This window comes from Vibrio sp. M260118, assembly GCF_036533755.1.
In the GTDB taxonomy this organism is placed as follows: Bacteria; Pseudomonadota; Gammaproteobacteria; order Enterobacterales; family Vibrionaceae; genus Vibrio.
In genome coordinates this window covers 1-11,672 of record NZ_JATABG010000077.1, presented here as the reverse complement: position 1 = coordinate 11,672, position 11,672 = coordinate 1, and the positions used below count along the sequence as shown (strand labels likewise).

The window sequence follows — 11,672 nt, the reverse complement described above, 5'->3', positions numbered from 1 at the left end:
GAACTAGATGGCTAAAAAAATAATATTGCCTCTAATTGCATTATTTTCATTTTCTGCGTCGGCACACATCACCCAAGTGCTCAACGGCTATTGGCAATATGACGCTTACCTTGACGCACACCCGCAGCAAAAAAAGTTAACCGAACAGCTAACTCAAGCAGTACGCAGTTACCCAACACCGCTGATATCAACTCAGTCTAAGCCCATTTCGATTTCCGTCGTATACCCTGGCCAGCAGGTCTCTGACTACTGGATCAGAAACATCAAGGCTTTCGAATATCGCTTAGAGAAACTGGGGGTTAACTATGAGATTAACCAGGTGTTCACGCGGCCAAATGTTGATGTTCGACAACAAAGTTTATCCTTGTTAGAAGCAATTCAAAATAAGGCCGATTATCTAATCTTTACTTTGGACACCACAAGACATCGCAAATTTATCGAGCATGTGCTTGGCTCGACGGACACTAAACTGATTTTGCAGAATATAACCACGCCCGTTCGCGCTTGGGATGAACAGCAACCGTTTATGTATGTAGGTTTTGATCACATTAAAGGCACTCGAATCATTCAGGACTACTATAAAGATATCGCGCCGAAAGAGAGTCGTTATTCGGTACTCTACTTCTCAGAGGGCTACGTGAGTGATGCGCGTGGCGATACCTTTATCGAAGAGATGAGTCACCATGACACATACAAACTCTCATCGTCTTTTTACACTCAAGCGACGAGAGATTCTGGTTACGAAGCGGCAAAAGTCGCATTGAACAAAGAACCCAATTTGCATTTTATCTATGCGTGTTCGACAGATGTCGCTCTTGGAGCATCTGACGCGCTTAAGGAGATGGGTAGGAGCGATATATTGCTCAACGGATGGGGAGGAGGCACTGCAGAACTTGAAGCGCTGCGTGATGGCACCTTAGACGTTACTGTTATGCGAATGAACGACGATACAGGCATCGCTATGGCTGAAGCCATTAAGTGGGATCTCGAAGGTCGTGATGTACCATTGGTGTATTCGGGAGACTTTGAATTAGTCACAAGTAAGGATAGCTCTATCCGAATAGAAAATCTTAAACAGCGCGCTTTTAGGTACTCTGACCAATAATGGCAGTACATAAAGCACGCGTTAGAAAGCGTCAACTTGCCACCATATTAACCAATTCTATCTTCTTGAGTATTGGTGTTTTGATCGTGGTATTGGTTTTACAAAACTACCAAGTTAATCGCGATGTGGTGGCTCAGGAGGTGGCACGCACTAAGCTGCAAACGCAGAGTCTTATTCAGCAGACGTTTAATATTCAAGTTAATTCGCTTGAGATTACCCAAGATAGCTATAGCCGAACCAACACTTTGGTTGAGGCTGTTCGCTCGCGAGACGCGCAAGCTTTGGGGGCATTCTTCAATAGCGTGGATCAACATTCACCCGATCTCGCCCCCGATTTTCGCTTTATCCAGGTGGAAAATGAAATCATTTGGGATGACTCCAATTATCAATTTTATGGCTTATCCGACCAACATATTGAGCAGATGAGCGATGATATGGTCACTGGGGCCAGTTGGTATATTTCACAAGCACCATCGTCGTTAGGGGTACGTTACCTTGCATTACGACGAACCGCTGTAATCGATGTCGAAACCGGAGAGGTGATTGCTTATCTGTATATTGGTCTCGTGTTGAATAACAGTTTTTCACTCATTAACTCATTTGCCCAAAGTAGTAATGCTGATGAAGTACTGTTGGCGGTAGGTTCTGAAGTTATTGCCGCGACCACGAAAGATCATAATATTCGTCATATTAATTGGTTGGAGCAGTCGTCACAGGATATTACTAGTAGTGCATACATGGTTTCACGTACTGACTTGACCATCAACGATGTTCCAACCTTTTTATCTGTTTATACCATTCAAAGCAATGAGCACATTAGGGGCTTTGTTCGTAGCCATTATGTTTGGATCGCAATTACAACCCTGCTGATTATTTGCATTGCTATATATACGCGCGTATGGCTAGGTAAAAGAGTTTCAAGAGAGTTACAGAGCTTAATGCACTATACAGACACGAGTATTAAAGATCAGAAAGTGACTAAGTTTTCCGGCTCGGCGATTGATGAATTTAACAAAATCGGGATGTCGTTTGAGCGATCTTTCAAGCGACTCAACGAACAAGAGCAACAGTTTAGTGAGTTACTTAACTTTTCGCTTTCACCGATCACGCTATGGAATGTTCAAGGTGAACTTGAACGTTTTAATCCAGCAGCAGAGCGAACGTTTCACACTGGTGGAAGTCAAGAACAACTGATCACTAGCTTGTCGCCACATATTAAGATGTGTGCTCAGGGTGCGACACTGACTGGTATTAATACGACTATTGCGGGTAAAACCTTTCGTTGGAACTTATCGCCTATCTTCAATGACAGCCACATCACCCATATCATGGCGCAGGGACAGGATATCACGAGCTTTATCGAGGCAGAGCGGCAAAGTGAAAGCGCGCGTGAGCAGGCAGAAGAATCGGCGAGAGCGAGAGCTGATTTTCTTGCTCGGATGAGCCATGAACTAAGGACACCACTCAATGGTATACTCGGTGTTTCCCAATTGCTCAAAGGAAAAATGGAAAACGAGCAAGATGTGGAACACATGGAGGTGTTGTGTAACAGCGGCGAGCACTTACTGGCAGTTCTTAATGATATTCTCGATTTCTCCAAAATTGAGCAGGGCAAGTTCCATATCGAAAACAGTGAATTTCGTTTAATCGAACTGACCAGCACGGTTGATAAGATCTTTAAACCATTGTGCGATGCTAAGGGTGTTGATTTTGTTGTGAATAGCAATATTACCCAACAGCAATATGTTTACAGCGACCAAGTACGTTTAAACCAGATTATCTTTAATTTGGTAAGCAACGCGGTGAAATTTACTCAACAGGGTAAAGTTCAAATCGATCTGCTTAGTCAGCAAGAAGATGATGTAAGTAAATTATTGATAAGGGTCTGTGACACGGGTATCGGTATCGATAGCAATCGATTAAAAGATATTTTCGAACCTTTTGTTCAAGCAGAGTCAACCACAACCCGCGAATATGGGGGGAGTGGGCTTGGTTTGGCTATTGTCCACAGTTTAGTTAACTTGATGGACGGAAAGATTGAAGTTGATAGCGACCTGGATAAAGGCACTGAGTTTACCGCTGTTATTCCTGTTCAAATTGGGCTGAACAAAGAAGTAAGTAAGAGTACGCTAGAGATTGAGCCTGCTAGCTTATTTGAGCAGCAAATCCACGTTTTATTGGTCGAAGATAACCAAACCAATGCATTTATTGCGCGGGCTTTCTGCGAAAAATATGGCATGAAAGTAACTTGGGTTGGAGATGGGTTAAGCGCAATAGGAGCATTGAAAGCAGATAGAACGATAGAGCTGGTCTTGATGGATAATCAATTGCCTAACCTAAGTGGGATTGAAGCGACTAAGCTGATTCGAAATGAACTTGAGCTTGACGTGCCCATTTATGCTTGTACAGCCGATGGAATGAAAGAGACCAAGAATGAATTCCTACGTGCAGGCGCCAGCTATGTGATTGTCAAACCGATTAAGGAAGTGGCGCTAAATAAAGCGTTTATCTACTTTAAAGATCACCACTATATTCCGCCTGTGAGTAGTGAAGTGTAAATTCGATACTCAGTCGACTTTAATAGCCGATATCTAACGAGCAAGTTTTTGGTGTGCTCGGGAAAAGTGCTCTGCACAAAATGCACCGACAATTGACAGCTCACCCGCTAAACAAAGTGCAGCAGCGACTTCAGCAAGGGCTTTTGCTTTACCATTTCCGTATAGCTTCATGATGTCTAAACATGCTTTCTGGGTCGGTAGTCCAGTACCGCCGCCCACCGTACCAACCATCAAGTTGGGTAAAGTGACTGATGCGTATAACCCGCCATGCATATTCACTTCCATGCGGGTAATTCCCACTGCCGACTCAGCGACACACGCAGCGTCTTGGCCACAGGCGATGTATAACGCTGCAAGAGCGTTGGCATAGTGGGCATTGACGCCAATTCCCCCACTTAGTGCTGAACCAGTGGTTGTCACTTGACCGAAACGAGTCATTTTTTCAGGCGTGGTATGTAGGTATTTTTCAACTAGCTCTCTGTCTATGTTGACTTCCGCAGTTACTTTTTTACCTCTTACATGGCGTAGGCTGTGGGCATTGGGTTTCTTGTCACCAGATAAATTACCGTCTAAAAATGCTTCGCATGGTTCAACTGGGGAACTGGACAGAATAAAGCGATACACTTCATTCGTAGCAATGGTCACCATATTTTGGCCAGAAGCATCACCAGTATGGTATTCAAATACAAGATAAACTCGGTTACCTTCGATATTCACATTTATGTCATGCAATTTACCATGAGCGGTGGTCGATTCAGCAATATGTTTAAAATGATCGTACTGGGTCACGACCCAAGCGACAAACTGACCCGCCTCTCTTAAAGAGGAAAACATGAATACCGGTGTACGCGTGACACCCTCATTGATCAACATCGAGCTAGCACCACCTGATTGAGTGATAATTTGTGCCCCTCGGTTGTATGAGGCCACCAAAGCCGCTTCCGTAGTAGCAAGTGGGATAAGGTAATCATCACTCGCATATAGTCCATTGACACGCAGTGGTCCTGCTACGCCGACTGGCAGTTTAACCGTGCCAATAAAATGTTCTATGTTTTTGTTGTACAGGTCAGCATGGTTTTGAGTCTGCTCATCAAGCAGTAGCTCTCGATCAGTCAACGTATCCAATTTAGACCAACGTTTTTCGATATTCTTGTAAGAAATATATGGGCTAGGAGTGAGCCTAACGAGGGGCCTGTCGGATCTTGGTTTGAGCTTTTGTTCTAATGTAGACGGGTTAGAGTCATGTTGACTGAAGGTGGAGTGATCTTTTCGTGAGAGGTTTAATTTTGGCATCGAAGTTTAAAACAGAAAATTTGCCTGCATTCTAGCGGATAGTAGCGCGAACACAATGGTTGCTTAATGGATTGCTACAATTTGTTGGGTGTTTCATCAATCTAGATAACCGCGGTGCGTCACTACACATGTATATCAAGCAGGGTACCGATCATCTCTTGGTCACGCTGGATCACGTTGGTACCGATTCTACTGTATTGCTCAGCACTAGTAAGCTTGGTTAAGGCGTCAATATTAGAATCAGATGGTGGTGTAGAAACCTTGAACTCGACTTGGTTAAAGTCATAGGTGTTGTCTTTAGGTATGGATAGAGCCTGCTGATTATCCTGGATTTCGCGCGAAGCTTCTTCGGCCATCTTTGATGACATATCAATAATTTGATAACCGGATTGAATACCAGAAACCGCCATATAGCACCTCCCTTAATTAAAGTTTAAGGTTTGTTTGCTTTTTGAGCAAGTTGTGCTAGCTAAATAAATTCGCGATCATCTCTAATTCCTCATCGCTTACAATAGATCCCCCGTTGTGATCTAGCTTGCTATTTATTTCGCCACGTAGCATGCGTAACTGTTGAGGAGTGAGGCTCTTAAGCTGTGCCTTCATTGTTTCAAATTGCTTGGGTGTCATAGTTTGGGACCTGCCAACCGTTGTAAATTGAGTTCCATACAGGTGAGTGATGTTATCCTTCATCGCTTCGCACTTGTAAGAAATACCATACAGAGGAGTGTATTTTGACGGCGACAATATTTTGTCCGAATAATGTCAGGGGATGTTAGGGCTATGCAAGGTCGTTATATAAATTTTCACAAACATAGCCAATGGGTGCTTAGCTATCACTCTTATGACTAACTCGAACGGCAAATTTACTAGCCAAAGAGTGCAATTCCGGAAGCATTCGATACACCAAGTGGAGTTGTTGTAGAACCATCCGAGCCGAGCTACCGTCTTCGTCGCGCCACTCAGATAATTTCTGTTCTAAGATTGGGTCGTCAAACTCGCTACTATCACACTGCTCGCAGTTGTCGTTTAGTTGTTTGTACAACAGTTCAAGGTGTTGGTGGATGACACGGTGCGAATCAAGAATAAGTTTGTGAGTGACTTCATCGCCAATGCGCGTTCTATGTGCACCTAATGCGGAAATATAGCTTAGCAGGGCGTGGTTTAAGGTAAGGAAGCGATAACTTTCGTCGATCGCTGACACATAACGTCCGGGTTCGGCAAGCATGTTAGTAATAGCGCTAGTTAAGTTGGCGTCTTGGTTGTGAGCATTACGTCTTGCGACGCGGTAGTTCAAGCTATCTTTCTTACCTACACGGTACTGGCCGATAATGTGTCCTAAATAGCGCTGGTTTGCTGCAATCGCGTCGGCCATCACTTTATGCAGACGCTTTGACTGCCAATCAGGTAGAACAAAAGTGACCGCAGAGACAGCAAGAATACAACCAACTAATGTATCTGCAATGCGTGGCAGAATGACATCAAAACCTTGTCCAAGCTGATTAAAACAGAATAGGACTAGAACAGTTATAAATCCGGTGGCGTAGCCATAGTTGGCCAATCTAAACGCGAAAAACGCGACGCCTGATATAACTACAACCAGCAGTTGGCTCTCTTGCGAGGGGAACAAGGTTAGCAAAGGGACACCAATCAAAATGCCGACAAATGTACCGACAATACGTGCAACCAGTTTTTGTCGTGTGGCGCTGTAGTTAGGTTGGCAGACAAATAGAGTGGTGAGCAAAATCCAATAACCTCGCTCAATATCAAATAGCTGTATAAATCCGTAGCCTATAGTGAGTGCGATAGACATACGCACAGCATGGCGAAACAGCATTGAATCTTTAGTGAAATTCGACCTTACTCTTTGCCACATGACTTTAAGCGTGTGCGCTTCGGTATCATCTAATACGTCTTCGTCTAAATGGTTGGCATCAGGGTTATTGATGTTGCTGAGTTGCTTTTCAACAGTCGCTAGATTATTAAATAGATAGCCGAGTTGGGCCAACAGTGATCGCCACTGGGGATTGTTTTGTTGCTGCAAATAGAGCATAGAGTTTTGCAGCTCGTCTAAAGCGATAATGGATTCGCCACTGTGTTGATACTCGTTACCCAATCGAATTGCTTCAGCGACTTCGAGACACGCTTTAGCTTGAAGTTGCAATAGGTGCTTAAATCTAAACAGGATATCGAATCGTTCAAAATGCTGCGCGAGTTCTTGATAACGATAGTGGGTTGAGCTGATGCGTTCATGGATGTCTTGTGCGAGGAAATAGGTATTTAAAAACCGATCGCTTGTACCATCAACGTGACCGCGTTTTGAGCGAGCAAGAAAGGTTGCTTTACAAGTGTTGAGCGAGTTAACGGTTGCTGCATTCAGGCGCGCTTCCTCTATACGGTATGGCTGCGGAGTTAGGTTGGATACGGGATAGAATAGCTGGCTCTTTAATTCGAGGTATTGTCCTAACTGGACAAAGACGTTAGCTAAGCTCTGTTGTACGGGTTGTAATGGCCACAGTGCATGCCAAATCATGGACACAAAATAATACCAAGCTGCACCAGTGAGCAACATGATAGGTTGAAACCATAAGCTTGTAGTTTCGTTGGCTCCTAACATGGTGTAAATCGCGATAAGCAATGAACCAAATGCAATGCTGGCATACCTAGGCCCAATTGTGCCAAGCATAATAAACGCGAATGTCGAGATAAACAGCCCTGCTGCAAAAAGCCACGGCAGCTCGAACAGAAGTTCGATCGAGAACGAGGCGACCGTGAAACAGATGAGTGTTAGTGATTGGGATTTTAGTCGACCGGTAAAACTGTCGTCGCTCTCCGCCAGTGCTGCGGCAATGACGCCTAGTATCAAGGGTACGATAAGCTCGTTAAGTTGCAGATACCAAGTAGGAATCACCACACCAAGTAGCGTAGCTAGGATGAGCAAGCTGTAGTTGAAGGTTTTATTGGCCCAGTAGTGACGTAGCTGACTAGTTAAATTCACAATCTAATAGGTAAAATATGCTTAAGTGGTTATATGGTAACGATCTGATCTCAATAAAGATACTAAGAAAAAGCGTGTGACATTCAATTAGTGGATAAGAATCAGCCTAATCGGAGGGAGTTGTGCAATCAAAAACCAAGTTAGAGCAGCGATTTTTAACTGAAACTCATCAAAAGCAATTTTAATTGCGTTATGATGCGATTAGTTCGAATTATAGGTAAATAGAATGCAGCTAAGCGCAAACAAGACTGCAAAGTTCTTTATTCAAAACGAATACCACCAAATTGAAATAACGTCAGATTCATTGATTTTAAGCTCAGACATAAGCGAAGAGCACATTCCATTTGGTGTTTGGAGCGGCCAAGTACAAGTGAAAAATGGCCTTGTTTGGGGCGGACTGTTGTTTTTTGCTCAAGAAGAGAGCGGAAAACGAAGAGCTTGGCTCGTACAAGGTTTGGAGCTTGATAAATGTCGTTCATTTGCAAGGCGAGCCGTCGCAACTTACCAAAAATGGCATAATGAGCAATGCACTCAGCTGAGAGCATTTGTTCCGAAATGGGAAGAAGCGATATCTCATTTTAAAATCCAACCTTCATTTCTCACACATGCAAGCGTTTATAAGTGGCGTGAGCAAGTCAATGATGATTTTGCAACCATGGGAATGACGCTTAGTGATGCCATGCTGCGTATGCCGAATCGAATGGCGCAGATACAGCCTTGGATAGAGCACACTAATCAACAATTGGAACAAAGAAATGAACAGTGGCTAGCAACAGAACTCGATAACTGGCGAGTGCTGTTTGAGCAGATTGAGTCATCTCCCCTTAATCAGTCGCAACGGCGCGCTGTAATACTTAATGATGACAACAACTTAATTCTTGCAGGGGCAGGTTCGGGAAAGACTAGTGTACTAACTGCGCGCGTCGCGTACCTATTGCAAAGTCATCTTGCTAGCCCAGAACAGATTCTAATGCTCGCGTTTGGACGAGATGCTGCCCAGGAGATGCAACAACGCTTGCAAGACAAAATAGGTCTGAGTTCAGAAGGGGTTAAGGTCAATACCTTCCATCAGTTAGGGTTACACATCCTTAATCATGTTGATCCGGCAGGGGCTCAAATATCGCCATTGGCGCTAGAAGAGAACCAGCGTCTGAGTTGGTGCGTAGATTGGCTGAAGAAACACTGGATGACACCAACTAACTTCAAGCGGTGGCAAAAACACCTAGCCAAATGGCCTATTGCATATTTAGCGGGCGATGATGAACTTGGTAGCCATGTCGAGAACCCTAAACTGATTGCATGGCTCGAAAAGCAGCTTATGCAATTGGCGGCGTTAGGTGCCAACAAAAAAACAGTACAACAGCAACTGGTTGATTTGCCGGACTATACACGCTTAAACAGCGAGCTATCTTTAGTTTGGCCATGTTATCAAGCATGGCAACAGCAATTGAAAGAGCAGGGACAAATCGATTTTAATCTGATGATTACCCGTGCGACTGAGTTTGTTAATAAGGGTAAGTTCACTTCGCCTTGGCGATATATTATGGTTGATGAGTACCAAGATATCTCGCCGCAACGTTTAGCTCTTATTGAAGCTCTGTGTGCGAGTGGGCAAGGCTGTGTGCTATTTGCTGTAGGTGATGACTGGCAATCAATCTATCAGTTTGCAGGTTCAGACGTTGATTTGACGACAGGTTTTGCGCAACGCTTTCCTCATTCAACCGTTCATCACTTAGATACCACTTACCGCTTCAATAACCAGATTGGTGAGGTTGCAAACCAGTTTATTTTGCAAAACCCTGCTCAACTAGATAAAGAGCTAATCAGTCATAAAGTACAAAAGTCGAAAGCGGTTACTCTAATGCCACTGAATAATGTAGAGAAAACACTCGATCAATTAAATGGTAAAGCGAAATCTAGTCAGTCTGTCCTGCTTTTGGGTAGAAATCATTATCACAAACCGGAGCTATTCTCTGATTGGCAAAAGCGTTTCCCGAACTTGAGCATCGAATTTATGACTTGTCACGGGAGTAAAGGTAAAGAAGCAGACTACGTTTTCATACTGAATGTCGATGAAGGCCAGTTCCCAGCAAGGGTTAAAGCGTTACATATCGATGGTGCGCTAACACAGTCGAGCGATCAATATCCTTATGCCGAAGAGAGACGACTGTTCTATGTTGCGATTACCCGAGCAAAGAAGAAGGTTTGGATCGCATATAACGGCACAGGCTCTAGCTTCGTCAAAGAGCTTTGCGAAGGCGATTATTCCGTTACTATTCAAAAATAAGGAGCTGCGATGAGTGGCCAATACTGTATCGTCCTGACAACAGTAAATAACGATGAAAACTGCAAGCGAATCATACAAGCGGTGTTAGAAAAAGGACTGGCAGCTTGTATTCAAACCATGCCAATCCAGAGTCATTATGTCTGGCAAAATCAACTATGTGCTGACAAAGAGACATTGATGATCATGAAAACCAAAAAGGCGTGTTACGCGGAGCTTGAACAAATTATTGCAGCAGAACATGACTATGAAGTGCCACAAATTGTTCAAGTTCCGTTTGTAGAAGGTTTTAATCCTTACTTAGCTTGGATAGAAGAGAATACACGCTGCTGAACATTAAACAGAGTTAGGGCAGTTAGTGCGCCGAGGGTGTCCATAAGCATGTCTTTTTGGGCATCCCAAATATCACCTTGAGAACCTAAAAACGCGATCCCCTCATCATCACCAGCAAGTTCTGCATACCACCATTCAATGATCTCATACCCAGCGGCTAGCGCCATAATCGCGAACAGAGCGTAGCTCAAGGCGATCCCGACGGTTAATTTTTTCGCTCGAGTCAAATACTCTGCGATGGGATAGGCGTATAAACCAATGGAAAAATGAGCAACGCGGTCAAAGTTGTTCCTCTGTGAGCCAATCATTTGATTGAACCAGTCAAACGGTACTTCAGCGAAAGTATATTTCGCCCCTATGGTGTGTAGGCTAAGCCAGATAAACATTAGCAAATAAGCGGTGGTGGAAAACTGATAGTGGCGAGATACGAGAAAAATTGTCGCCAGTATCAGTAGAGCAGGTATCACCTCTGCGATCCATACTGCACGCGAGGAAGGCTCGAAGGCAGAAAACAAAAATATAACACTATATACGAGGGTCAAACCAACTAAACAGTTGGTAAATTTGAGGTTCATAGGATCTCTCCTGTCCATTAACAGGCGTATAATGCCATTCAATAAAACAGTGTTCAATTATTTGTGAGGATGAAAGCCGCCCGTATTCACACTTTATGTTGAAATTTAGTCTATTTACACATTATCGAACATGAAGCGCATCACGTTAGAGAATGGGTTTGCTTTACTAAATTGTCACAACTAGAATCGTTCGTTCACATATATAACAACTAGAAAGTAAAGCATGAAATTAGAAACCGTAGACTACCAAGCTGAAAACGCTGCTGAGCTATTTGTTGCATCCCTGCGTGAAACGGGGTTCGGTGTATTAAAAAATCATCCGATCCCGAAAGATCTTGTCGAATCTATCTATGAAAACTGGTATCAGTTTTTTATGTCTGAACGTAAAAATGAGTTCCACTTTAATGTAGAAACTCAAGACGGATATTTCCCACCTAGCGTGTCTGAAGTTGCTAAAGGTCACACTGTTAAAGACATTAAAGAGTATTTCCACGCTTATCCTTGGGGCCAGATGCCTGAGGAACTAAAA

9 protein-coding genes are annotated in these 11,672 nt (G+C 43.6%); 5 read left to right on the top strand and 4 right to left on the bottom strand.

From position 1 onward, the window contains the following. Window positions 1-7 precede the first annotated feature (7 nt). The gene (locus QTO00_RS07095) at window positions 8-1,105 is read left to right on the top strand and encodes an autoinducer 2-binding periplasmic protein LuxP (RefSeq protein WP_331423923.1); all 1,098 of its coding nucleotides are present in this window, start codon (window positions 8-10) and stop codon (window positions 1,103-1,105) included. Further along, window positions 1,105-3,663 carry a quorum-sensing autoinducer 2 sensor kinase/phosphatase LuxQ gene (gene luxQ / locus QTO00_RS07090; protein ID WP_331423921.1) on the top strand — a complete coding sequence of 853 codons (2,559 nt, stop codon included), beginning with the start codon at window positions 1,105-1,107 and terminating at the stop codon, window positions 3,661-3,663. The genes QTO00_RS07095 and luxQ overlap by 1 nt, the downstream gene beginning before the upstream one ends. Before the next feature lie 33 nt (window positions 3,664-3,696). On the opposite strand, the gene QTO00_RS07085 is transcribed toward luxQ, so the two are convergent. The 3 genes from QTO00_RS07085 to yccS all read right to left on the bottom strand — a co-directional run bounded on the left by QTO00_RS07085 (window position 3,697) and on the right by yccS (window position 7,951). Then, on the bottom strand, window positions 3,697-4,956 hold the full coding sequence (locus QTO00_RS07085) for a hydroxymethylglutaryl-CoA reductase (RefSeq protein WP_331423920.1): 1,260 nt from the start codon (window positions 4,954-4,956) through the stop codon (window positions 3,697-3,699). 122 nt (window positions 4,957-5,078) lie between these two features. Continuing rightward, window positions 5,079-5,366 (bottom strand): hypothetical protein, encoded by a 288-nt coding sequence (locus QTO00_RS07080; RefSeq protein WP_331423919.1) that lies wholly within the window; start codon window positions 5,364-5,366, stop codon window positions 5,079-5,081. Between the two features lie 416 nt (window positions 5,367-5,782). Beyond that, complete coding sequence (yccS, locus tag QTO00_RS07075) at window positions 5,783-7,951, bottom strand: YccS family putative transporter (protein WP_331423918.1); 2,169 nt, start codon at window positions 7,949-7,951, stop codon at window positions 5,783-5,785. A 226-nt stretch (window positions 7,952-8,177) separates the two neighbouring features. Here yccS and helD point away from each other — a divergent pair, with 226 nt between their 5' ends. Beyond that, a complete protein-coding gene (helD, locus tag QTO00_RS07070; RefSeq protein WP_331423917.1) occupies window positions 8,178-10,238 on the top strand; it encodes a DNA helicase IV in 2,061 nt (686 codons plus the stop codon). Window positions 10,239-10,247: 9 nt separating this feature from the next. After that, window positions 10,248-10,568 (top strand): divalent-cation tolerance protein CutA, encoded by a 321-nt coding sequence (gene cutA, locus QTO00_RS07065; protein WP_331423916.1) that lies wholly within the window; start codon window positions 10,248-10,250, stop codon window positions 10,566-10,568. Here the strand turns inward: cutA and QTO00_RS07060 are convergent. Beyond that, window positions 10,532-11,143: a DUF2238 domain-containing protein gene (locus tag QTO00_RS07060; RefSeq protein ID WP_331423914.1), complete on the bottom strand. Its 612-nt coding sequence runs from the start codon at window positions 11,141-11,143 to the stop codon at window positions 10,532-10,534. The genes cutA and QTO00_RS07060 overlap by 37 nt on opposite strands. A 223-nt stretch (window positions 11,144-11,366) precedes the next feature. Between QTO00_RS07060 and QTO00_RS07055 the strand changes: the two genes are divergently transcribed. Then, window positions 11,367-11,672, top strand: a 306-nt coding sequence (locus tag QTO00_RS07055) for a 2-oxoglutarate and iron-dependent oxygenase domain-containing protein (protein WP_331423912.1), incomplete at its 3' end; no start/stop codon positions are given.

Excerpts from the sequence above, each read along its gene's own strand:
- QTO00_RS07095 (WP_331423923.1), top strand. The coding sequence starts at position 8 with ATGGCTAAAAAAATAATATTGCCTCTAATTGCATTATTTTCATTTTCT.
- luxQ (WP_331423921.1), top strand. The coding sequence starts at position 1,105 with ATGGCAGTACATAAAGCACGCGTTAGAAAGCGTCAACTTGCCACCATA.
- QTO00_RS07085 (WP_331423920.1), bottom strand. The coding sequence starts at position 4,956 with ATGCCAAAATTAAACCTCTCACGAAAAGATCACTCCACCTTCAGTCAA.
- QTO00_RS07080 (WP_331423919.1), bottom strand. The coding sequence starts at position 5,366 with ATGGCGGTTTCTGGTATTCAATCCGGTTATCAAATTATTGATATGTCA.
- helD (WP_331423917.1), top strand. The coding sequence starts at position 8,178 with ATGCAGCTAAGCGCAAACAAGACTGCAAAGTTCTTTATTCAAAACGAA.
- cutA (WP_331423916.1), top strand. The coding sequence starts at position 10,248 with ATGAGTGGCCAATACTGTATCGTCCTGACAACAGTAAATAACGATGAA.
- QTO00_RS07060 (WP_331423914.1), bottom strand. The coding sequence starts at position 11,143 with ATGAACCTCAAATTTACCAACTGTTTAGTTGGTTTGACCCTCGTATAT.